This is a genomic window from Occultella kanbiaonis (genome assembly GCF_009708215.1).
GTDB lineage: Bacteria > Actinomycetota > Actinomycetes > Actinomycetales > Beutenbergiaceae > Occultella > Occultella kanbiaonis.
Genome location: NZ_CP046175.1, coordinates 5,368,592 through 5,391,090, shown reverse-complemented (window position 1 = coordinate 5,391,090; position 22,499 = coordinate 5,368,592). Strand labels below are relative to the sequence as shown.

Here is a 22,499-nt window from a genome sequence, read left to right as displayed (position 1 = left end):
CTCCGCGCGTGTTTTGGTGGCGACGCGTGGCGTGAGGTGCGACATTGGTGCCATGCCCTGACCGGGCACCTCAGGTAGCTCTTCACCGACGCAGAGTTGGAGGTTCTCTACAAAATCGACCCCGTGACGTGGTGGACCGGCCGAACTCGGAACTTACGGTCCCGTAGCCTACGCTGGCGTAGGTTGCACGTCGCGAACCGTTGATCCACATTCCACACGAATGGAGTTCGGTGTGATTCAGTCCGACACCCAAGGGGAAACCCCCCACGTCGGCACACAGGATGACGATCTCATCCAATTGCTCACCATCACCGGCGAGCGCGTGCACCAACAGACCTATTCACCGCTGGTCGAGCACCTCGACCGCGCGGCCCTCGAGGGCCTCTACCGGGACATGGTCCTGGTCCGGCGCTTCGACACCGAGGCCACCGCACTGCAGCGGCACGGCGAACTCGGGCTGTGGCCGCAGTGCCTCGGCCAGGAGGCGGCCCAGATCGGCTCCGGGCGAGCACTGGCCGCCCAGGACCACGTGTTCCCGTCCTATCGCGAGCACGGCGTCGGCTGGACCCGCGGCCTGGACCTGCGCAAGGTCCTGCACCAGTTCCGCGGTGAGGACCATGGCGGCTGGGACCCCGCCGACCACAACTTCTCGCTGTACACGCTCGTGATCGGCTCGCACGCCCTGCATGCGACCGGCTACGCGATGGGCGTGCAGCGCGACGGCGACGTCGGCACCGGGAACCCCGAGCGCGACCGTGCGGTGGTCGCCTACTTCGGCGACGGCGCCACTTCGCAGGGGGACGTCAGCGAGGCGATGGTGTTCGCCGCCGTCAACGACGCGCCTGTGGTGTTCTTCTGCCAGAACAACCAGTGGGCGATCTCCGAGCCCACCGAGCGGCAGAGCCGCGTCCCGCTGTACCGCCGCGGCTCCGGGTTCGGCATCCCGGCCGTCCGGGTGGACGGCAACGACGTCCTCGCCTGCTACGCCGTCACCCGAGAGGCGCTCGAGCGCGCCCGCAGCGGCGGTGGCCCCACGTTCATCGAGGCCGTCACCTACCGGATGGGCGCGCACACCACCTCCGATGACCCGACCCGCTACCGCAGCCGTGCGGAGGAGGACTACTGGCGCACCCGGGACCCGATCGACCGGCTCAAGCTGCACCTGGTCGCCGAGGGCACCGCGCCCGAGTTCTTCACGGCCCTCGACGAGGAGGCCGAGGCGTTCGGCGAACAGATCCGCGACTACTGCCGGTCCATCCCGAAGGCCGCTCCGAGTCGCATCTTCGAGCACGTGTACGCCGCCGAGCACTCCCTGGTGGAGGCCGAGCGGGCCTGGTTCGACGAATACGAGGCCGGCTTCGCCACGGAAGGAGCGCAGCGATGAGCGACGCAGGCGGAATCCAGCGGATCCCGATGGCGAAGGCCATCAACCTCGGGCTGCGCCGCTCCATGGAGCGCGACAACAAGGTCCTGCTGATGGGCGAGGACATCGGCAAGCTCGGTGGTGTGTTCCGGGTGACCGACGGCCTCCAGAAGGACTTCGGCACCACCCGGGTGGTGGACACCCCGCTCGCCGAGTCCGGCATCATCGGCACCGCGATCGGGCTCGCGCTCGCGGGCTACCGCCCGGTCTGCGAGATCCAGTTCGACGGCTTCATCTTCCCCGCCTACGACCAGATCACCACCCAGCTCGCCAAGCTCCACTACCGCTCCCGCGGGGCACTCGAGCTACCGGTCGTGATCCGGGTCCCGTTCGGCGGTGGCATCGGCGCCGTGGAGCACCACAGCGAGTCTCCCGAGGCCCTGTTCGCGCACACCGCGGGCCTGCGGGTGGTCAGCCCGGCCAACCCGGCCGACGCGTTCACGATGATCCAGCAGGCCATCGCCTCCCCGGACCCGGTGCTCTTCCTCGAGCCGAAGGCACGGTACTGGGACAAGGCCGAGGTGGATGTGACCGCCGGTGACCAGGCGCTCGACCTCGGCGGAGTCGGCGGCCTGCACACCGCCCGCGTGGTCCGACCGGGCACGGACGTGACCATCGCCGCGTACGGGCCCACCGTCGCGACTGCGATGGCCGCCGCCGGGGTGGCCGAGCAGGAGGGCCACAGCGTGGAGGTGCTGGACCTGCGCTCGATCTCCCCGATCGACTTCGACACCATCGCCGACTCCGTGCGCCGCACCGGCCGCCTGGTGGTCGCGCACGAGGCACCCGTGTTCTTCGGTGCCGGCGCCGAGATCGCGGCTCGGATCAGCGAGCAGTGCTTCTACTCCCTCGAGGCGCCGGTGCTGCGCGTGGGCGGGTTCCACGCGCCGTACCCGGTGGCCAACATCGAGGAGGACTACCTGCCGAACCTGGACCGGGTCCTGCACGCCGTCGACGCCGTTCTGGCGCACTGAGCCGCGCGACCGCGCAGAACTTGGAGTCAGTCATGCCGAAATACCTCGAGTTCCGTCTCCCCGACGTGGGAGAGGGCCTCACGGAGGCCGACGTCGTCGACTGGAAGGTCGCGGTCGGGGACTCGGTCACCGTCAACCAGGCGCTCGTCGAGATCGAGACGGCGAAGTCCCTGGTGGAACTGCCGAGCCCGTACGCCGGCGTCATCAGCAAGGTGCTGGTCGAGGCCGGCGCCACCGTCGAGGTGGGCACGCCGATCATCGTGATCGACACCGATCCCGACGGCGCCCCGGAGGCCGACGGCGCGTCCCCCACCGTCGCGAGTGGTTCCGGAGGAGTCGTCGACGGCGCAGCATCCGCCGACGACGAGACCAGCGGTGACGTACTGGTCGGGTACGGCACGAAGCACGCCGCGGCGTCGCGCCGCCCGCGCCGCGCGGCCGAGCCGGCACCGGCCGGCGGGCGGGCCGCGCAGGCGGCGCCCGACCAGGCCGCCCGGCCCGCCGCCCCGGCACCCGCCGCCCAGGCCACGCCTGCCGCACCCGCAGCAGCGCCGCCGTCGCCCCCTGCGCCCGTGACCGCACCCGCCACCACGGGGACCGTCGACGGCCAGGCCGCTGCGCCGTCGTCGACGATCCTGGCCAAGCCCCCGGTGCGCAAGCTCGCCAAGGACCTTGGCATCGACCTGAACCGGGTGCCTGGCACCGGCCCCGGCGGCATCATCACCCGGGGCGACGTGGAGACGGCGGCGCAGCGGTCCGAGCCCGAGCGTCTGGTCAGCTACCCCGGCGACGACCGGCCCTGGCTCGACGGTGGCGTCGTGTCCGCGGACGGGCGCCAGACCCGGGTGCCGGTGCGCAGCGTGCGGGCCCGGACCGCGGAGGCGATGGTCGCGTCCGCGTTCACGGCGCCGCACGTCACCGTCTTCCAGACCGTGGACGTGACGAAGACGATGAAGCTCGTGGCCCGCCTCAAGGAGGACCGCGACTTCTCCGACACGCGGGTGACGCCGCTGCTGATCGCGGCGAAGGCGCTGATCCTGGCCATCCGCCGGCACCCGACGATCAGCGCCGCCTGGGACGACGCGACCCAGGAGATCGTCTACAAGCACTACATCAACCTCGGCATCGCGGCGTCCACGCCGCGTGGCCTCGTGGTGCCGAACATCAAGGACGCGCACCGGATGGGCCTGCACGAGCTCGCGGTGGCCCTCGGTGACCTCACCGCGACCGCGCGGGCCGGGAAGACCACGCCCGCGGCAATGACCGACGGGACCGTCACGATCACGAACGTCGGGGTCTTCGGGATCGACACCGGCACGCCGATCCTGAACCCGGGGGAGGCCGCGATCCTGGCGTTCGGGGCGATCACGCAGCGCCCGTGGGTACACCACGGGAAGATCAAGCCGCGTTGGGTGACCCAGCTGGCGTTGTCGATGGACCACCGGCTGATCGACGGCGAACTCGGATCCCGGGTGCTGGCCGACACGGCCCGCACGCTGGCGGACCCGGCCCAGGGCCTCGTCTGGGGCTGACGCCGAGGCGGTTCCGGCCGGGGCCCTACCAGTTCTGGCCGGAGCCGTCCCCACCGCCGGAGGCCTGTTCCTCCGCGTCGCGGGAGGCCTGCGCCTCCTCGTTCCGGCTCTGCAGCTCCTCCTGACGCGGGTCGACGGACTCGCCGGAACCCGACTCGCTGGGTTCGCCGGAGCCGGATTCGCTGCCGGATTCGCTGGGTTCCCCGGAGCCCGATTCGCTGCCGGATTCGCTGGGTTCGCCGGAGCCGGATTCGCTGCCGGATTCGCTGGGTTCCCCGGAGCCGGACTCGCTGCCGGATTCGCTGGGTTCCCCGGTGCCGGTCTCGCTCGGCTCGCCGGACGGGTCCTCGCCCTGCTGCTCCTGCTGCTGTTGCTGCTCCTCGGACTGCTCCTGGCTCTCCTGCTGGCGCTCCTCGGCCTCCTGGGCCTGCTCGCCACCGTTCCCGCCGGACTCGCCGCAGTCGGCCAGGATGTCTTGGGCCTCGCTGTAGCGCGCCGTGGACTGCGCGTAGTCACCGGCGATCCGGGCCTCGTCGCCGAGTCCCTCGACGGCGAGCGAGTAGTTGGTCCGGACCGTGCACTCGTCCGCGCCGCGGGGCTCGCCGTCCGGGGCCTTCGGCACCATGTTCAGCGCCACCTCGAACTCCTGGGTGGCCCCGAAGAAGTCCCCGCCCGCATAGATCGCTGTGCCCTGGTTGAAGTAGGGCTTCCACGGCTCGATCACGTTGAAGAACTCGAGCGCGGCGAACCGCTCCGCGGCGGTGTTGTGGTTCTCGTTGTCGTAGGCGCTCTGACCGGCGGTGTTGATCGCGACGGCGCTGAGCAGCTTGAGAGCGGCCAGGAACGCGATCACGACCACCGGCAGCGACCAGAGCAGCAGGGCCCGGCGGCGCTTGGCCAGCTTGTCCAGGAACCGCTGGTCGCGGATCTCCTCCGTGGTCTGGAACTCCCCGGGCGGCGGCAGGATGTCGACGCTCATCGTGGGCTCCCCTTCCCGGCCGGCTCGGGTTCTCGCCGGGCGTTCTCCCGACGGCGATCCCTCGTCTCGACCTCGTTCTTGCGGCGGGTCCTGGGTACCTCGCGGGTGAGGTCCCACGCCTCCCAGGCGAGCAGCAGCGCCAGGATGACGGCGGCCGGCCAGTAGACGTCCCGATAGGTGGTGTTGTCGCGGCGTCCGTCGGCTGCGATGTCCTGGACGTCGATCCCCTCGACGAGGAAGCTCACGTCGTCCGGGGTGATCCGGTGGGTGTACTCCACGCCGAGCTGTCCGGCCAGGGTACGCAGGTTGTCCTCGTTGTACTGCGAGATGCCCGGCTGCCCGTCGGGGCCGGTGATGTAGGGGGCGTCGGTGCCGAAGCCGGTGTCGGAGGTGCCGTCGTAGGAGCGCATCATGCCGCCCTCGCTGGTGCCGTAGCCCATCACGGCGCCGCCGTCGAACAGGGGCCCGAGTGCCTCGAACGACTCGAACTCGTTGCCTCCGGTCGAATCCGAGCCGTCGGTGTTCTCGCCGTCGGAGAGGAAGAACACCAGACGCACGTTCTCCGGGCCGCGCTCGAGCGCGGCGTTCACCGAGTCGGTGAGGGCCTGCAGGGGCCGGTCGATCGAGGAACCGGCCGAGTAGGCGGTGATCTCCTGGGTGACCGTGTCCGCCCAGGACCGCACGGCGCGCGCATCCGTGGTCATCGGCAGCTGCCGGGTGGCCTGGGAGTCGAACGAGATGATCGTGTACCGGGCACCGGGCATGGCCTCGGTGAGCGCCACCATGTCGGCCTGCACACCCTCCAGGCGAGCGCGTCCGTCGTCGTAGTCCTCGGCGGCCATCGACCCGGTCCGGTCGACCACGAAGAACAGTTCCGCGTTCGAGGTCAGCAACTCGCTGTCCGTGCGCGGCACGGCCGGGCAGAGCCCGATGACCAGGGCGGCCACGAGGATCCCGGACCGGCGCAGCCAGTCCCTGCGGCGGGCGCCGTGGGAGGCCTTGACCCGCCAGATGGCGAGCCCGATCAGGGGCACGAAGATGATGAGGAGCAGCCATAGCGGCAGGAGCATGCGCAGGGTCATGTCCGCAGCCTCCAGACGGCCAGGATGTATATCCCGATGAGCGCCATCAGCCAGGGGAAGAACTGCTCCGGCCGGTCGCTGACCACCACCTCGGGGTTGGCGTCCAGTTCGGCAGCCTGCTGGGAGGTGATGTTGTCGATGATGCCGTCGACGGCTCCGGGGTCGTCACTGGCGTAGAAGAGCCCGTCGTGCAGCTCCACGACGTCGCGGTACTCCTTCTCCTGGGCCGCGGACGTCGGGGTGACCTCACCGGCATAGAAGCCGTGCAGCGTGATGCCTCGATCGGCGACGAGCTCACCGGCCTCGGGCAGGGTGTAGATCTCGTTGCCGAACACCTCGTTGTCCGTGGCCAGGATGATGGAGCGGGATCTCTCGGTGTCCGTCAGGTCGAAGGACAGGGCACAGGTGGCCAGCCCGTCGCCGACCAGGGAGGACGAACTGTCACCCAGGCCCGTCGTGCCGAGCACGAAGTCCAGCAGCCGGTCGTAGGCGGCCGGGTCGAAGGAGAGGTCGTCCAGGGAGTCCAGGTCGAAGTCGAGGGCGTCCGCGGCGTACCGCAGCTCCTCCTCGACGAGGTCGTAGTCGTCGGTGAGCGGGAACACGGTGCGGGAGGTCGAGTTCCAGATCGAGAGCGCGATCCGCTCGCCGTTGAAGCTGGGCAGCAGCTCGAGGAACTTCTCGACCACCTGGGTGTCGTACTCGATCATCGAGCCGGACACGTCCAGGCACAGGACGATGTCCCGGGTCGCCAGCTCGTCGGCGCGGGTGACCTTCTCCACCGGCCGAGCGGTCAGGAACCCGGTCGCGACGACGGCACCGATCAGCACGACCGCGAGGCCGGAGAGCAGCACCCGGTACTTGCTCATCCGGGACCGGAACGAGGGCAGCGAGGTCAGATAGGACGCGTTCGCCACCCACGTGACGGCGGCGCGTTCACGCTTGGCGGCCCGCGCGAACCAGCCGGCCACGAGCGCCGCGACGGCCACCGCGATCACGGCGGCGATCGCCCACGGGTGCAGGAACGTCTCGGTCACCATTCCCGGATCACCCCTCGTGCATCCTCGGTCGCGGACAGCGCCTCGGCATCGGAGTCGGACGCGAACGCCGGCTCCTGGTAGTCCTCGAGCAGCATCGAGAGCCGGTCGGTGCCCTCCAGGGTCGAGATCTCACCGACGGTCAGCGAGCTCGTGTCCATCCGGAGGCGGCCGTTCGCGAACTCCCGCAGGATGTGGTTCAGGTCCAGGTGCAGGGTGCGCAGATCGGACTCACCCTCGCGGTAGCGGGCCTCGGCGGCGTCGACCTCGTCGAGGGTCTGGCTGCGCAGGCCCGAGTACCGGTCCCGACGGCCGCCGTCGGCGTCCTTCGCGGAACGCTCCCGAGTGAAGTAGAAGACCCACCAGTACCAGGCGGCGATGAGGACCAGCAGCGCGGCACCGACGATCCACACCCACATCGAGAACGACGCCGGGTCGACCGGTTCGTTGATGGGGGCGGCTCCGATCACGGCCGCGGCGGTGGCGGCAGCGTCAGTGGCGAACACGGCGCTGCCTCCTCAACAGGTCGAACATCCGGTCGATCAGCTCGTCCTCACTGTTGGCGGTGACTGCCTCGATGCCCTGCCGGCGCAGCATGGCCGCGACGTCCTGACGGCGGCGCAGCGCGGCGTCGGCCGCCTCGGCGGCGAGGTCCTTGCGCGAGCGCAGGTACTCGGGGATCTCGAGGTGGCCGTCGACGTCGTCGATGACCCGCTCCGAGAATGCCGTGGGCAACGCGTCACCGATCTGGATCACCATCACCTCGTGACGGGTGCGCAGCCGCTTCAGGCCGAGCTCGTGCTCGGGCAGCGGCCGGGCCTCGTCGGTGATCAGGACCACGAGGGAGCGGCGGGTGAACCAGGTCAGGACCCGGTCGAACACCCGGTTCAGGTTGCTCGGCGGCGCCTGGAGATCGAGCATCGCCTCGGCCCGGCGCAGCAGCATCTCCATGTGCTCGGTGCCGCCACGGGCCGGGATCTGCACGACCCGGTCCTCGTCGCCGGCCACGAGGGCCACCAGGTCCCCGCGGGCCCGGGCGAGGTAACAGATCACCTCGGCGGCGAACAGGGCGATGTCGGACTTCTTCGAGCCGTCCGGGGCCGTCGCGGCCATGTTCCGGCCGGTGTCCACGGCGAGCACCATGGCCACGTTCGAGTCCCGCACGAACCGGCGGATCACCGGGTGCCCGGACGAGGCGCTGGACTTCCAGTCGATGTCGCCGACGTCGTCGCCGAACTGGTACAACGCCATCTCGTCGAAGTCCTGGCCGTGGCCGGAGTAGATGGACCGGTGCCGTCCCTCCAGCAGGCCCGCGGCGCGCCGGACCGTGGGAAGGTCGAGCCGTGCTCGGACCTTCGCCAGGCGCGATCGGGACTGTGCCAAGTGGGTGACTCCTTGCTGATCGGGAGGGTGGTTCGCCGTCAGTACCGGGGTGCGGGGTGCCGCGGCCCGGTCAGGGGCTCGGCACCGCCGCGTAGACCGCGTCGATGAGCGACTCGGGCGCCACGTTGTTGGCGAGCGCGTCGTAGGTGCGTACGATGCGGTGGCGCAGGATCGAGTGGCGCAGCGCCTTGACGTCGTCCGGGACCACGTACGAGCGGCCGGCCTGCACGGCCAGCGCCTGGGCGATCCGCATCAGGGCGATGCCACCACGGGGGCTCGCGCCGACCCGCACGTGCTGGCTCAGGTTCGGCAGCGGGCGCGGCCCGCCGCCACGGGTGGTGTTGATGATCGCCACGATGTACTGCTTGATCGCGGTGTCCACGTACACCTTCTCGACCAGCGACTGCAGGAACTCGAGGTCCGGCAGCGAGATCGGCTGCGCGGACAGCGGGGCCGTCATCGACCCGGAGTTGATCCGCTCGAGGATGTCCACCTCCTCGTCCGGCGCCGGGTAGGTGAGCACCTCCTTCATGAGGAACCGGTCCATCTGGGCCTCGGGCAGCACGTAGGTGCCCTCCTCCTCGATGGGGTTCTGGGTGGCCAGCACCATGAACGGCCTCGGCAGCTTGAAGACCTCGCCACCGATGGAGGTCTGCTTCTCCTGCATCGCCTCGAGCATCGCCGACTGCGTCTTCGCCGAGGACCGGTTGATCTCGTCGAGCAGCACCAGGTTCGCGTGCACCGGCCCGAGCTGGGTGGCGAACTCACCGGTGGCGTAGTTGTAGATCTGGGTACCGATGATGTCGTTCGGCATCAGGTCCGGCGTGCACTGGATCCGGTGGAACGAGCCCCCGACGGCGGAGGCGAGCGTCTGCGCGGCCGTCGTCTTGGCAAGTCCGGGCACCGACTCGAGCAGGACGTGCCCGCCGGCGAGCAGTGAGGAGACGAGCGCGGTGCGCAACGGGGCCTGCCCGACGATGCGCTGATCGAACACCCGCGAGATCTGCCCGAGCAGCGCGGTGGCGCGGCGGGAGTCGTCATAGGAGATGGGTGATGTCGATGGCGCCAGGTGTGACGGGGCTGGGTTGGACATGGTCTCCCACTTGGTGACGACGGCGGATGCACCCGCGATTATGCCAGTGCTTCCTTGGAGTTCCCTGGGCGCTGACGGGCAGCCCTGCCCATCCGTGCGCCGAACGAGGACCTCCCGGGTGACCGAGATCTCCCTACCCGGCTCGTTGGGCCGGGCCCCGCTCGGTCGACAGGCGGGCGGCGGGCACCCCGGCGCGGATTAGGCTCGTTGGGTGTCCGTGATCCCTGCCCCGTTGCGCTGGGTGCTCGCCGCACTGCCGACGGCGGTGCTCGCCTGCGTCCTCGGCCTCGCCTTCTCCGGTGCGGCCGCGCCGACGCTGGTCGCGGACTCCGGTGCGCTGGTCCGGTGGGGTTTGCCGGTCGTCACGGTGCTCAGCGAGGCGGCCGCGGCGGTGACCCTCGGCGGGCTGGTGCTGATGCTGTTCGCGCTGCCGCGACCGCCGGAGCCGGAGCCGGCCGGCCGGCCCACCTCGGCACGCGCGACCGAGCGCGCCGGCGGCCGGTCCAGGGCCGCCCGGTCCGACGGCGCCGCGTGGTCGCTCGCGGCCCGGGTGGTGGCCTGGTCGGGTCCCGCCTGGGCGCTGCTGCTCGTCGCGGACATGGTGCTCGGGTACGCCTCCGTCGCGGGCCGGCCGCTCGGCGGCGCCGGCTTCGGCGACGAGCTCGCGTTCTATCTCACCGAGATCTCCACAGGCCGCGCCGCCCTGGTGACCGCGATCATCGCCGCCCTGGCCTCGGTGGCGTGCGTCGCCGTCGCCGGGTACGGCACCGCCATGCTCGCCGCCGTCGTGAGCTTCGCCGTGCTGATCCCGGTCGCGACCACCGGGCACGCCGCCGGCTCCGCGAACCATGACCTCGGCATGACCGGCCTGTTCGCGCACCTCGCCGCGGTCTGCATCTGGATGGGCGGCCTCGTCGTCCTGTGCATCTGCGCGCCACGGCTTGGCCGGGACCTGCGTGCCGTCGTCGGGCGCTACTCGACGATCGCGATCTGGGCGTTCCTCGGCGTGGGCCTGTCCGGAGCGGCGAACGCCTGGATCCGGCTCGGCTCCCCGTACGGCTTCCTCACCGACTACGGCCTGATCCTGCTCGCCAAGATCGCCGCGTTCGTGGTGCTCGGCGTGTTCGGGTATCTGCACCGGCAGCGCACGATCCCGAAACTGCCGGCCGACGGCGGCTCTCGCGCCGTGTTCTGGCGGCTCGCCGGGGTCGAGGTGCTCGTGATGGCCGCGGCCACCGGGCTGGCGGTGGCGCTGGCCTCCACCGGCCCTCCGGTGGCGCAGGTGCCGGTGGAGGGGCAGAGCCCCGCCGAGGTGCTCTCCCAGTACCCGGTGCCGCCGGCACCGACGTTCGCCCGGTGGTTCACCGAGTGGACCCCGGACCTGTTGTTCGGCACCTTGAGCGTGGTCCTGGCGGTGCAGTATCTGCGCTGGGTGTGGCGGTTGCGCCGCCGCGGCGACTCCTGGCCGGTGCACCGCACGGTGGTCTGGGTCGTCGCCGTCGCCGTCTTCGCGTGGGTGACCTGCGGCGGCCCCACCGTCTACGGCCGGATCATGTTCAGCGCGCACATGCTCGAGCACATGAGCCTGGTGATGGTCATCCCCATCCTGTTCGTGCTGGCCGCACCGGTGACGCTCGCGCTGCGGGCGCTGCCGGGTCGCACCGACGGCTCCCGTGGCCCCCGCGAGTGGCTGCTCGCGCTGGTGCACTCACGTGCGGCCCGGATCTTCGGGAACCCGGTGGTCGCGGCCGTGAACTTCGTCGGCTCGCTGATCCTCTTCTACTTCACGCCGCTGTTCGAGCTCGCACTGACCACCCACCTCGGTCACATCGGCATGGTGGTGCACTTCAGCCTCGCCGGGTACATGTTCGTGAACGTCCTGATCGGCATCGACCCCGGCCCGGCACGGCCCAGCTACCCACTGCGCCTGGTCCTGCTGTTCGCGACGATGGCGTTCCACGCGTTCTTCGGGGTCGCGCTGATCTCGATGACCAGCCTGCTCGCGGCGGACTATTTCGGTGCCCTCGGCCTGCCCTGGGGTGTGGACGCGCTCGCGGACCAGGAGACCGGCGGCGAGATCACCTGGGGCATCGGCGAGGTACCGAGCCTGATCCTGGCGGTGAGCCTCGCCGTCGCCTGGGCCAAGGACGACGCTCGCACGGCCAAGCGCCTCGACCGCGCCGCCGACCGGGACGACGATGCCGACCTCAAGGCCTACAACGCGATGCTCGAGCGGATGTCCAAGGACGGCTGACAGCCACCCCGCGACCCAGACGGGTCGGGCCCTTCCCAGGGGTCAGCAGGTGGCGAGCAGACGAGGCAGCACCGTGGTGGAGAGGTACTCGCCGTAGCCCGCCGGCCAGGCCGGGACCTCCGTGGTGACCGGGTAGGCGAGCACAGCCACCACGCAACTACGGTCGGCGGTCCACGCCTCGGCGGTGAGACCCCACTCGGGGCCGGAGTACGTACGGCCCTCGGCGCCCGGGACCGCGAGCGGTGTCGTCGGGCTGCCCACCGGCTGGCCCAGCGTGATGTCGGTGCCGTGGTTCGTGCGGAATGTGAACCCGACGCCACCGGGGGACTCGTAGGCGCCGCCGACCACGGTGTCCGTGACGCGGACCGCCGCCGCGAACTCGAGCCCGAGGTCGGCTCCGAGATCGTCGGCCACGAGGCTCGCGTACGGCGCGGCGGCCGCACCGTCGAGCAACGTTCCGGTGGTCAGCGCGTCACTCGTCAACGACGTGGTGGTGTCGACCTGCTCGTCCTCCGGGGTGTTCAGGGACGGGAACGTCTCGAGGATCTCGAAGGTGTAGGCATCCAGGACCAGCGCGGACTCCACGGGCCAGGACGGATCCACCAGGACGGGGCACGGCGGTGGCCCGGTCGCATACGCGACGCCGTCCTCGTCCCGGTCGATGCTGTCGACGATCGTCATCGTGTACGTGTCGACGATGATCGTCGCAGCGTGCGCCAGGACCTCGGGCTCCAGATCGGCGGGGTCCTCCGTGGTGGAGCTCCAGACCGTCTCGTAGCTCGAGCCGGGCTCATAGGCCACCAGATCCGCTCCGGCTTCGGCGCACTCCGGCGGCTCCGGCGTGACGCTCGCACCGGTGGCCGCCGGCGGTGTGGTCCCCACCGGGTCGTTCGCGGCTGCCGTGGTACACGCGGACAGGGCCAGGATGAGCGCGCTCGTTCCGATGATGATCCGACTGCGTTGCACGAAGCGACCTCCTGGTTCTGACCGCCTCAGGGGCGGTGCGCGGCGATGTGGGCGAGGGTCCCGGCGACGGACTCGGCAGCCTCCAGCTCCTGCCCCGGGTACTCGGTGTGGCCGGCGCTGACGACGATCAGCTCCCTCGGCCCGGCGAGCCCGTTGTGGACGGCGAACTGGCCCGGCGGCGGAACGGACGGGTCCCAGAGCGCCGCCTCCACCCGGGTCGGGACGGTGATCCGGGTGGCCGACGTCGACGCGTCGAAGTACCGCAGCACCTCCCGGGCCTCGGGGTGCGCGGCGACGTGATGGCGCACCGACTCCCCGCTGCCGGTGCACGGCATCCGTAGCCGCAGGTCGTGCTGACCGAAGCTCGGCACCACCAGCGTGGCTGCGAAGAACCGGTCGTCCCACGGCAGCGCCAGCGCGCCCTGCCCGCCACCGAAGCTGCCGCCGTGGAAGTAGAGCGGCAGGTCGCCGACGAGCCGGGTCAGCGCGGAGGCGGCGCACCAGATGTCCGCGGCGCAGCCGCCGAGGATGTAGCTCTGCGCCGACTCGATGCCCACCAGCACGTGCCGGGCGCCCTCCGGGGGGATGCCGTCGACCAGGCTCGCGCTCGGCAGCCCGCGGGCGACCGGGAAGATCACCGCGGCGTCCGCCGGGACCCGGGCCAGATCCGGGGCCTCGCGCCCGCCGTACCCGTGGCTGTGCACCACCCCGATCGCCGGCGGCCCCGCCACCGGCAGCGCGACCCAGCCGCCGAGCGTCAGCCCGTCCGTGGTGCGGAAGCGGACGGTGTGCACCTCGTGGTCACCGCTGCGGCCGATCGGCACGAGCACCGGATCCGGGTCCACCGCCCGCGCGAGGGCCGCGAGGTCGCGCCAGAACTCGGCGAAGCCGGGCGGCTCCGGCACCGGCTCGACGGCCAGCAGCGCATCCAGGTCGTAGCCGAACGTGGCGTCGTCGGCATCCGGGCCGAACCAGTCCTCGAACGGGGGTCGCACCCGGAGCCCAGTCATGACGCCAACCCTACTGATGCCCGGGGAGGACGGGATGCCTGTTCTCGTGATAGGACCGTGCGGTGACCACAGACACCTCACGCAACGACGCGACCACCCCGACCGCGACCAGCTCCGAGGCGACCGCGGATGGATCCGCCGCCCCCACCGAGGCAGCCGCGCCGCCCACCCCGTTCCACGACCTCGACGCGTACCTCGCGCTGCCCCGAGCGAGCGGCCTGGCGCTGTCCCCGGACGGCACCCGCCTGGTGGTCGGCGTCGCCGCCCTGAACCACGACTCGACGGCGTACGTCACGTCCCAGTGGGACGTCGACCCCGTGGGGCAGCGGCCCGCGCGCCGGCTCACGCGCGGCACCAAGGGCGAGAGCCAGGCCACGTTCACGGCGGCCGGCGACCTGCTGTTCGTCGCCAAGCGGGCCACCGCCGAGACCGCCGAGGACAAGGCCAAGCCCGCGCTCTGGGTCCTGCCGGCCGCCGGCGGTGAGGCCCGCGTGCTGGCCACCCGTCCCGGCGGCGTCGGCGGCATCACCGCCGCCCGCGCTGCGGACACGGTCATCGTCACCGCGGACACGCTGCCCTCGGCCACGGACACCGAGTCCGAGCAGAAGCTGCGGGACCTGCGCTCCGACAACAAGGTCAACGCCATCCTGCACACCGGCTACCCGGTCCGGTACTGGGACTCCGACCTCGGCCCGGACCGACCCCGCCTCTTCGTCGGGAAGGCGAGCTCCGCCGTCGTCGCGCAGGCGCCGGACCAGGCACCCGAGGACCGGGCGGACCCGGACGCACCGCTCGAACTACGCGACCTCACCCCGGACGCCGGTGCCCACCTGACCAACACCGGCCTCGACCTCAGCGCCGATGGTGCCACCGTCGTCACCTCCTGGAACCGGCCGATGGCCAAGGGCGCGGTGCGCTCGATCCTGGTTCGCATCGACGTGGCCTCCGGCGAGCGCACCACCATCGCGGACGAGGCCGAGGCGGAGTTCGGCGCCGCCAGGATCAGCCCGGACGGGACCCGCGTCGCCTACCTCCGCGAGACCCTGTCGACCCCGGAGAGCGCCCCGGAGGTGACCCTCTGGATCGCCGGCATCGACGGCTCCGAACCACGCCAGATCGCGGCCGACTGGGACCGCTGGCCCGCCTCGCTCGCGTGGCTGCCGGACTCCTCCGGGCTGCTCGTCACCGCGGACGACGACGGCCGCTCGCCGGTCTTCAAGGTCGCCCTGGACGGCACGCTGAGCCGGCTCACGCCCGACGGCGGCGCGTACTCCGACGTCGTCGTCGCGCCGGACGGTTCGGCCGCCTACGCCCTCCGGAGCTCCTACGCCCACCCCGCCGAGGTGGTCCGGATCGACCTCGCCGCCGCCGCAGCGGAGCCGGTCACGGCGCTGCGGTCCCCGTCCCCGCGACCGAGCCTGCCCGGCACCCTGCGGGAGGTCGAGACCACCGCCGCGGACGGCTCCCGGGTCCGCGCCTGGCTGGCCGTGCCCGAGGGTGCCTCCGAGGCGGACCCGGCCCCGCTGGTGCTGTGGATCCACGGCGGCCCGCTCGGGTCCTGGAACGCGTGGAGCTGGCGCTGGTGCCCGTGGCTGCTGGTCGCCGAGGGCTACGCGGTGCTGCTGCCGGACCCGGCGCTGAGCACCGGCTACGGCCAGGACTTCATCCAGCGCGGCTGGGGAGCCTGGGGCGAGGCGCCGTTCACGGACCTGATGGCCGTGACGGACGCCGCCGAGGCGCTGCCCGAGATCGACGCGACCCGGACCGGGGCCATGGGCGGCTCGTTCGGCGGATACATGGCGAACTGGGTGGCCGGCCACACGGACCGGTTCAAGGGGATCGTCACCCACGCGAGCCTGTGGGCGCTCGACGGGTTCGGCACCACCACCGATGCCGGCTACTTCTGGGGCCGCGAGATGACCCCGCAGATGGCACTCGCGAACTCACCGCACCTGTCCGTGGAACGGATCGCGACGCCGATGCTCGTCGTCCACGGGGACAAGGACTACCGGGTGCCGATCGGTGAAGGGCTGCGGCTCTGGTACGAGCTGCTCTCGAAGTCCGCCCTCCCTGCCGACGAGGACGGGCGCAGCCCGCACCGGTTCCTGTACTTCCCGGACGAGAACCACTGGGTGCTCACCCCGCAGCACGCGAAGGTCTGGTACCAGGTGGTCGGTGCGTTCCTCGCCGAGCACGTGCTCGGTCAGGAGGCGCCGGCACTGCCGGAGACGCTCGGGTGACTGAGCGCGCCCGGCCGCCCGCGTGCCGCCGCTAGACTCACCCGCAGCGCCGGGACCCAAGCGAGGATGATTCATGGACGCAGTTCGGGGCCCCTTGCCCGAGGCGGTGACGATCGGTGTGATCGGGGCGGAACGGTTCATCCACCGCATCGCAGCCGTCGCCCGGGAGGAGACCCGCACGCCGTATCGCCTGGTCACCGGCGCGGCCGACCGGGAGGTCGACTCGCGCGAGCGAGCCATGCGGCTCGTCGGAGACGTGGACGTGCTGTTGTTCTCCGGGCCGCTCTCCTACGACGAGGCGATCCAGGACGGCCCGCTGCCGGTGCCGGCCACGTTCGTACCCACCGGGGGCGTCGCGCTCCCGACGGCGCTGCTGCGCGGGGCACTGACCGGGGCCGTGGACCCGGCCCGGGTCAGCATCGACTCCGCACCCGAGCGTGACGTCCGCGAGACGTACGCCGAGCTCGGCGTGTCCATGGACGACGTGCACGTGCTCGAGTATCGCGAGTCGGTGACGGCCGAGCAGTTCCTCGCCTTCCACCGTGAGCACTACGACGCCGGCCGCACCAGTGGCGCGATCACCACCGTGCCCTGGCTGGCTGAGCAGCTCTCCGAGGCGGGCGTCCCCAACATCACGATGGCTCCGGCCGTGATGACCCTGCGGGCCACGCTGCGCACCGCCCGCCTCCTCGGTAGCGGAGCCCGGCTCGAGGACTCCCGGATCGCGATCGTCATCGTGCGCCTGCCTGACTCCGCACTGCCCAACCGCACCAGCTCCAGCAACTACTGGTACCAGGAGCTGATGCTCTCCCTGCACCGCGCGCTGCTGCACGACGCCCGCAGGATGGACGCAGCGGTGCTGCAGCGTGACGAGAACAGCTACTTCGTCATCACCACGATGGGCTCGCTGCGATCGGGGACCGACGATCTGGCTCGCGCCCCGTTCCTGGCTTCCATCCGCTCGGCGCTGAGCCTGGACGCGGGGGTCGGTATCGGTCTCGGCATGACCACCCTGGAGGCGGAGGAGAACGCGCAGGCCGCGGTGAACCTCGCGGAGGCCAGCAGCGGCGAGCTGGCCTATCTGGTGGGTCCGCACGGCAACCCGGTGCCGCTGCCGGAGTCGCAGGAGAACCCGGCCCCGGAGCCGGAGCCGGTCGCCGACCGTCAGGCCGAGGTGCTCCAGGAGATCATCGGGCTGCTCGACGCCTCCGGCGACGACAGTCGTGTGGTGGACGCCGACCGCGTCTCGAGGCTGCAAGGGGTCACCCTGCGCACCGCCAGACGCACGCTGCGCGGGCTCGTGGACGCCGGCCTCGCCTGGCCGATGCCACCGGCGCGGGTGCAGAAGGCCGGCCGGCCGGCGGTGCGTTACCAGCTGCTGGACGAGCGCCTCATCACCTGAGCCAGATTGCCCAGCATTTAGGCGTGCCAAAATATAGATTCGGCACTGTACTTATGACTCGGGTTCCGGCAGGCTGGACCCGTGACCGTATCGACACGACTCTCGCCGACCTCCGCCGACTCGCGGACGGCTCCCGCACCGGCCGTGACCCTCTGGGAGGGCGCGGCTCCGGACACCGACCGGCCGAACTTCCCCGCCTACGCGAGGGAGCTGCTCGCGCACGCGGGGATCGCCTTTCGCACCACCGCCGGCCGGGCCGAGCTGACACCGGGTGGCATCACGCTGCTCACCACGTCGGTCACGGCCGACGAGGCGGGCGTCCTGTCCGCCTGGGTCGCGGGCGGCGGGTGCCTGCTCGTCACCGGAGACCTCGGGCAGCTTGGTCGACTGGCCGGGGTGGTCACGGGCGAGGCGGTGTCGACCGCGCAGGTGACCGTGCGTGACTGCGCGTTCTGGTCCCAGGTGCCAGGCAGGGCGCTCCGCGCCATCGGCGGCCGTGCTCTCGCGCCGGTGGACGGTGCAGAGGCCCTGGCGACCTGGGCCGACGGATCGGCAGCCATCACCGTGCGCCACCACGGGGCCGGCGCCGTCGTGACGTTCGGAGTGGACGTGCTCCAGTCGGTGGTGCGCATCCAGCAGGGCTACCCGGTCCATACCGACGGCACACCGGCAGCCGACGGCACCGCGCCGATCGACGACGGGGTCCTGAAGGCCGAGGACGGTGCGGCCCTCGACCTGGACGCCGACCGGCAGATGCCGACCGGGCAGCCGGCCCTGGCCGCGGACTTCCGGCATGCCTACCCGCCGCCCTCGGCCGTGCCGATGTTCGACCAGCCGCATGCCGACTGGTGGCGGTCCCTGCTGCTGCAGGCACTGTGGTGGGCCGCGCAGGAGGGCGGCTCCGTGGTCCCGTGGCTCGGCTACTGGCCGGCCGGTGTTGCCGCGATCGCGCACATGTCCCACGACTCCGACGGCAACAAGCCGGAGGACGGCCTGGCCGCACTGGCCGCGTTCGCCGAGGCCGAGGTGGCCGTCACCTGGTGCCAGGTGTACCCGGGTGGATACGGACGCGAGATCTACGAGCAGATCACGGCTGCGGGGCATGAGCATGCCCTGCACTACAACGCCATGGACGACGCCGACCTGGCGACCTGGGGCTGGCCGCAGCTGCGGGCCCAGTACGCCTGGGCGCAGGCCGTCACCGGTCGGGAGAACATCGTCTCGAACAAGAACCACTACACCCGCTGGGAGGGCTGGGACGAGTTCTACACCTGGTGCGAGCGACTCGGGATCGAGATCGACCAGTCCCGCGGCCCCAGCAAGCAGGGCAACGTCGGATTCCCGTTCGGCACCGCCCATGTCTCGTTCCCGCTCGCTGCGCCCGGCGCCGAGACCGGCTTCCGGGACGTGCTCAACCTGCCGCTGCACACCCAGGACCTGGCCTGGGCCGGCCATGTGGCCACCCGGGACGTGATCCTCGATGCCGTCCAGGCGCAGCACGGCGTCGCCCACTTCCTGTTCCACGGCCCCCATCTGAACGGCAAGCCACTCACTCGCGCGGCCTGCATCGAGGTGGCCGCCGAGGCGCGCCGACGAGGCATGCCATGGTGGACGTCCGAGCGGATCAACACCTGGGAGCGGACCCGGCGCGGCGTCCGGATCGAGATCTCGCGCGGCGGTGACGACTGGCTGCTGAGCGTCAGTACGGACGTCCCCGTCGAGGGCGCGGCGATCCTGCTGCCGACGGGCGTGCGGGGGTCCGGGCCGGCGCACTCGGTCGCCGAGGTCATCCGGCACGGCCGTGCCTTCGCCGAGCTCGCCGTCGACCTCCCGGCCGGCACCAGCACATGGACGCTCACCCGGTGAGGGTGTCCGGCCTGGAGGTCGGCTTCGACCGCACGGACATCACCCCGCTCGGCGCCGTGGCCCTGGCCGGGTTCGCCGCTCGGGAGGGGCTCGGGCCAGCCGGGGACGTCCTTGCGCCCCTGCATGTGCGTACCCTCGTGCTCCGAAGCGAGGGCGAGCCCGCCGTGGTCCTGGTCACCGCTGACCTGCTCTGGTGGGGTGACGACATCGTGGCCTCGCTGCGGTCGGCCTTCAGTGCGCGATTCGGACTCTCCCCGCAATCCCTGGTGCTGCATGCCACGCACACCCATTCCGGGCCGCAGGTCTCGCGCGGGATGACCCCCTCGCTCGGTATCCCGGACGACGCCTACCTCGCGTGGCTCGAGCAGCAGACCCTCGCCTGCATCGAGCGTGCGTTCGCCACGAGCACCCCGGTCCGGGTGGAGTCGGCCCGGGTCGACACCGGCATGACCGTGGACCGCCGGTGGGCCCGGACGGCCGGGGAGGTCGCCGTCTCGCGGATCGACAGCGACCTGACGGTCGTACGCCTGGTGGGCGACGACGATGCGACCGTCGCGCTGCTGGTGCACTTCGCGTGCCACCCGGTCCTGCACCACGGCAACGCCGTCACCCCGGACCTGGCCGGAACCCTGGCCGATGTGCTCGAGCGGGACACCGCACCGTTCGTGATGTACCTGCAGGGCTGCTGCGGCGACGTGAACCCGGACCGCTACGACGCCGAGGGCGAGTTCGCCAACGGTGGTCAGGCCGACGTGGAGGACTTCGCCCGGCGCCTGGCCGACCTGGCCCGCCGCGCCGTGGCGGACGCGGCCCCGACCGGTCCGGGGGCCGTGTCGATCAGCCGTCGCTCCGTGGTGCTGCCGTTGCAGGAGCGCGCACCCTGGCAGCTGATCACGGCGTGGGCCGCCACCGGCGAGGGCGTCCGGGCGGAGTGGGCCAGGATCATGGTGGCCGATCCGGCGCGGTTCGCCCGCGACCCGCTCCTGCAGCTCGTCAGGATCGACCTCACGCCCGACCTTGCCCTGCTCGGGCTCTCGGGTGAGCCGGTGAGCCACTACGGACTGTTCACCCGCGAGCTCAGCGGGGGGCGCTGCCTGCCGATGGGCTACACCGACGGCATGACGACGTACCTGGTCACCCGCCGTCACCTCCAGGAGGGCGGGTATGAACCCTACGAGGCCCCCCTCTACTTCGGCCTGCCGGCACCATTGTCGCCCGCTGCCGAACAGCTGATCCTCGACGAGATCGCCGCCCTGGTGGCACCGGCGGCGTCGACGCCACCCGGCTCGCTGCCCGCCTCCAGGCGCGAACAAGTTACAAGACGGTAACGAGAAGTCGACGAACAACCGTTGACTCACCGGGGGGCTAACCCATAACGTCAGGGCAGTTCGAGATTTACGGACAGCCTAAATCTCGTCAGACCACGATCAGAGCCGATGACCGTCGACCGAGAGTGAGCACACGATGCGCGCCAGACCCCTGACCAGCCGCCCGATCGGTACGGTGGCCGCGGCTGCCGTAGTCGCGCTGTCCCTCGCGGGATGCTCGCTCTTCGGCGACTCCGGAGACGATACCGGCGGTGCGGACGGCGACGCGGCCACCGGAGGCAGCATCACCGTCGCGGCCACGAACTTCGCCCACATCGACCCGCAGAGCATCACGTTCGGCATGTGGCTCGTGCAGATGGGCCTGCTCGAGGGCCTCGTGCTGCAGACCCCGGACGGCACCGACGTCCGGCCCGGGGTCGCGGACGAGTGGGACGTGAGCGAGGACGGAACCACCTACACCTTCCACCTGCGGGATGGCATCGTCTGGTCCAACGGCGAACCCCTCACCGCCGACGACTTCGAGTGGACCTACGAGCGGCTGCTGGACCCGGAGCGCGGCGCGAGCGGCGTGACCACCGGGGCGTCCTCCTACCAGGTTCCCCTCGGCATCCTGAACGCCGAGGACTACAACACCGGCGTCATCACGGACTTCGATCAGGTGGGCGTCGAGGCGGTGGACGAGCAGACGCTCGAGTTCACCCTCGACGCACCCAACCCCGGCTTCCTGATGGGCCTGACCTATCCCTCGATGCTCCCGCTGAACCCGGAGGCCGTCGAGGGTGAGGCCGACTGGCAGCAGCCGGAGAACTGGGTCGGCAACGGGCCCTACAACCTGGCGGCCTGGACGGCGAACTCCAGCATGCGCTTCGAACGCAACCCGGAGTACTGGGACGCGGAGAACGTCGCACTCGACGAGATCAACGTGCAGCTCGTGGAGCAGGGTGCGATTACCACCACCGTGCCGTACGAGAACGGCGAGGTCGACATCCAGGCGATCGGCGAGCCGGCCGAGATCTCGCGCTTCCTCGCCGACCCGGTGCTGAGCGAGCAGATGCACGTGCTGGAGAACGCCGGCACCGCCTACATGATCCCGCTGCACAGCACGAACCCCGTGATGGAGGACCCGAGGGTGCGTACGGCGCTGAGCCTCGGCCTGGGACGTCAGGAGATCGCCGGCATCAGCGAGATGACCGAACCGGCCTCCACCCTGCTCTCGCCGATCGTGCCCGGCTGGAGCGAGGACATCGCCGCCCACGAGCAGATGTGGGGCGAGGACGCCGTCGCCGAGGCGCAGGAGCTCCTCGCGGATGCCGGGTATCCGGGTGGTGAGGGCTTCCCGCCGCTGACCCTGCTCGCCGGTTCGGACTTCCCGCAGCTGGACGCGATCATCGACACCTGGGGCACGAACCTCGGGATCGAGGTCACGAAGGACGTGGTCGAGGTGGGCGTCTACGTGGACCGCCGGTACGCAATGCATGACGAGAACTACGTGGGCCTCTGGTACGGCTCCTTCTCCGGGATCAGTACGTGGCCCTACCAGGTGGAACAGCTGTGGTCACCGGACATGCTCCGCCAGGCGGGGCTCGATGCGGCCGGGTACCAGCAGTTCGTGGATGTCCAGGCAGACGAGACCCTGACCCCGGGCGACCGCACGGCCGCACTGGAGGAGATCCTCGCCACCAGCACCACCGACGAGGCGCAGGAGTTCGCCGAACTGGTCGCGGCCACCCGTGAGACGGTCGACGAGGCGGAGCAGCAGGAGATCTTCGCCGAGGCGGCCACCGTCCGCGAGGATGCCGAGCTCATCATCCCGGTGACCTGGAGCCACGTGGTGTACGTGGCGCAGCCCCGGGTGCAGGGTCTGGAGATCCGCGCCCAGGCCGATCGCTACTACTTCAAGGACCTCTGGGTCGACGACTCGGCGCAGTGACCG

Annotated in this window: 17 protein-coding genes; 9 read left to right on the top strand and 8 right to left on the bottom strand. The window is 71.2% G+C overall.

All coding sequences use genetic code 11. The features are described from left to right. The first annotated feature begins 220 nt into the window (after positions 1–220). From pdhA to GKS42_RS24695, 3 genes are read left to right on the top strand one after another with little or no spacing between them, the layout of a single operon-like run. On the top strand, positions 221–1,384 hold the full coding sequence (pdhA, locus tag GKS42_RS24705; RefSeq protein ID WP_154796244.1) for a pyruvate dehydrogenase (acetyl-transferring) E1 component subunit alpha: 1,164 nt from the start codon (positions 221–223) through the stop codon (positions 1,382–1,384). Continuing rightward, positions 1,381–2,397 carry an alpha-ketoacid dehydrogenase subunit beta gene (locus GKS42_RS24700; protein ID WP_154796243.1) on the top strand — a complete coding sequence of 339 codons (1,017 nt, stop codon included), beginning with the start codon at positions 1,381–1,383 and terminating at the stop codon, positions 2,395–2,397. Before pdhA ends, GKS42_RS24700 begins: the two co-directional genes overlap by 4 nt. A 32-nt stretch (positions 2,398–2,429) precedes the next feature. Then, entirely contained in the window at positions 2,430–3,929 is a 1,500-nt protein-coding gene (locus tag GKS42_RS24695; RefSeq protein ID WP_154796242.1) for a dihydrolipoamide acetyltransferase family protein, read from the top strand. A 25-nt stretch (positions 3,930–3,954) separates the two neighbouring features. On the opposite strand, the gene GKS42_RS24690 is transcribed toward GKS42_RS24695, so the two are convergent. The 6 genes from GKS42_RS24690 to GKS42_RS24665 all read right to left on the bottom strand — a co-directional run bounded on the left by GKS42_RS24690 (position 3,955) and on the right by GKS42_RS24665 (position 9,500). Then, positions 3,955–4,908 (bottom strand): hypothetical protein, encoded by a 954-nt coding sequence (locus GKS42_RS24690; RefSeq protein ID WP_154796241.1) that lies wholly within the window; start codon positions 4,906–4,908, stop codon positions 3,955–3,957. Continuing rightward, entirely contained in the window at positions 4,905–5,990 is a 1,086-nt protein-coding gene (locus tag GKS42_RS24685; RefSeq protein ID WP_154796240.1) for a vWA domain-containing protein, read from the bottom strand. Before GKS42_RS24685 ends, GKS42_RS24690 begins: the two co-directional genes overlap by 4 nt. Next, complete coding sequence (locus tag GKS42_RS24680) at positions 5,987–7,027, bottom strand: vWA domain-containing protein (protein WP_154796239.1); 1,041 nt, start codon at positions 7,025–7,027, stop codon at positions 5,987–5,989. Before GKS42_RS24680 ends, GKS42_RS24685 begins: the two co-directional genes overlap by 4 nt. Continuing rightward, positions 7,021–7,530 (bottom strand): hypothetical protein, encoded by a 510-nt coding sequence (locus GKS42_RS24675; protein WP_154796238.1) that lies wholly within the window; start codon positions 7,528–7,530, stop codon positions 7,021–7,023. The genes GKS42_RS24680 and GKS42_RS24675 overlap by 7 nt, the downstream gene beginning before the upstream one ends. Continuing rightward, positions 7,517–8,407: a DUF58 domain-containing protein gene (locus GKS42_RS24670; RefSeq protein ID WP_154796237.1), complete on the bottom strand. Its 891-nt coding sequence runs from the start codon at positions 8,405–8,407 to the stop codon at positions 7,517–7,519. Before GKS42_RS24670 ends, GKS42_RS24675 begins: the two co-directional genes overlap by 14 nt. Positions 8,408–8,477: 70 nt before the next feature. Next, the gene (locus tag GKS42_RS24665; RefSeq protein WP_154796236.1) at positions 8,478–9,500 is read right to left on the bottom strand and encodes an AAA family ATPase; all 1,023 of its coding nucleotides are present in this window, start codon (positions 9,498–9,500) and stop codon (positions 8,478–8,480) included. 211 nt (positions 9,501–9,711) lie between these two features. Between GKS42_RS24665 and GKS42_RS24660 the strand changes: the two genes are divergently transcribed. Next, a complete protein-coding gene (locus tag GKS42_RS24660; RefSeq protein WP_154796235.1) occupies positions 9,712–11,754 on the top strand; it encodes a bifunctional copper resistance protein CopD/cytochrome c oxidase assembly protein in 2,043 nt (680 codons plus the stop codon). Positions 11,755–11,796: 42 nt separating this feature from the next. On the opposite strand, the gene GKS42_RS24655 is transcribed toward GKS42_RS24660, so the two are convergent. Together GKS42_RS24655 and GKS42_RS24650 are read right to left on the bottom strand one after the other, a co-directional pair. Beyond that, positions 11,797–12,720, bottom strand: coding sequence for a hypothetical protein (locus GKS42_RS24655; RefSeq protein WP_154796234.1), 924 nt, complete (start codon positions 12,718–12,720; stop codon positions 11,797–11,799). Between the two features lie 26 nt (positions 12,721–12,746). Continuing rightward, on the bottom strand, positions 12,747–13,730 hold the full coding sequence (locus GKS42_RS24650) for an acetylxylan esterase (RefSeq protein ID WP_154796233.1): 984 nt from the start codon (positions 13,728–13,730) through the stop codon (positions 12,747–12,749). Between the two features lie 62 nt (positions 13,731–13,792). On the opposite strand from GKS42_RS24650, the gene GKS42_RS24645 reads away from it, so the two are divergent. From GKS42_RS24645 to GKS42_RS24625, 5 genes are all read left to right on the top strand, one after another. Next, the gene (locus GKS42_RS24645; RefSeq protein ID WP_154796232.1) at positions 13,793–15,970 is read left to right on the top strand and encodes a S9 family peptidase; all 2,178 of its coding nucleotides are present in this window, start codon (positions 13,793–13,795) and stop codon (positions 15,968–15,970) included. A 73-nt stretch (positions 15,971–16,043) separates the two neighbouring features. Beyond that, positions 16,044–17,372, top strand: a complete 1,329-nt coding sequence (locus tag GKS42_RS24640; protein WP_154796231.1) for a hypothetical protein — start codon at positions 16,044–16,046, stop codon at positions 17,370–17,372. Between the two features lie 81 nt (positions 17,373–17,453). Continuing rightward, entirely contained in the window at positions 17,454–19,238 is a 1,785-nt protein-coding gene (locus GKS42_RS24635; protein WP_232847835.1) for a polysaccharide deacetylase family protein, read from the top strand. Continuing rightward, complete coding sequence (locus GKS42_RS24630) at positions 19,235–20,566, top strand: hypothetical protein (RefSeq protein ID WP_154796230.1); 1,332 nt, start codon at positions 19,235–19,237, stop codon at positions 20,564–20,566. The genes GKS42_RS24635 and GKS42_RS24630 overlap by 4 nt, the downstream gene beginning before the upstream one ends. A 136-nt stretch (positions 20,567–20,702) precedes the next feature. Next, positions 20,703–22,496 (top strand): peptide ABC transporter substrate-binding protein, encoded by a 1,794-nt coding sequence (locus GKS42_RS24625; RefSeq protein WP_154796229.1) that lies wholly within the window; start codon positions 20,703–20,705, stop codon positions 22,494–22,496. Positions 22,497–22,499 lie beyond the last annotated feature (3 nt).

Bases quoted from the DNA above. Each gene is read 5' to 3' on its own strand.
- pdhA (WP_154796244.1), top strand. From the start codon at position 221: ATGGAGTTCGGTGTGATTCAGTCCGACACCCAAGGGGAAACCCCCCAC.
- GKS42_RS24700 (WP_154796243.1), top strand. From the start codon at position 1,381: ATGAGCGACGCAGGCGGAATCCAGCGGATCCCGATGGCGAAGGCCATC.
- GKS42_RS24695 (WP_154796242.1), top strand. From the start codon at position 2,430: ATGCCGAAATACCTCGAGTTCCGTCTCCCCGACGTGGGAGAGGGCCTC.
- GKS42_RS24690 (WP_154796241.1), bottom strand. From the start codon at position 4,908: ATGAGCGTCGACATCCTGCCGCCGCCCGGGGAGTTCCAGACCACGGAG.
- GKS42_RS24685 (WP_154796240.1), bottom strand. From the start codon at position 5,990: ATGACCCTGCGCATGCTCCTGCCGCTATGGCTGCTCCTCATCATCTTC.
- GKS42_RS24680 (WP_154796239.1), bottom strand. From the start codon at position 7,027: ATGGTGACCGAGACGTTCCTGCACCCGTGGGCGATCGCCGCCGTGATC.
- GKS42_RS24665 (WP_154796236.1), bottom strand. From the start codon at position 9,500: ATGTCCAACCCAGCCCCGTCACACCTGGCGCCATCGACATCACCCATC.
- GKS42_RS24650 (WP_154796233.1), bottom strand. From the start codon at position 13,730: ATGACTGGGCTCCGGGTGCGACCCCCGTTCGAGGACTGGTTCGGCCCG.
- GKS42_RS24640 (WP_154796231.1), top strand. From the start codon at position 16,044: ATGGACGCAGTTCGGGGCCCCTTGCCCGAGGCGGTGACGATCGGTGTG.
- GKS42_RS24625 (WP_154796229.1), top strand. From the start codon at position 20,703: ATGCGCGCCAGACCCCTGACCAGCCGCCCGATCGGTACGGTGGCCGCG.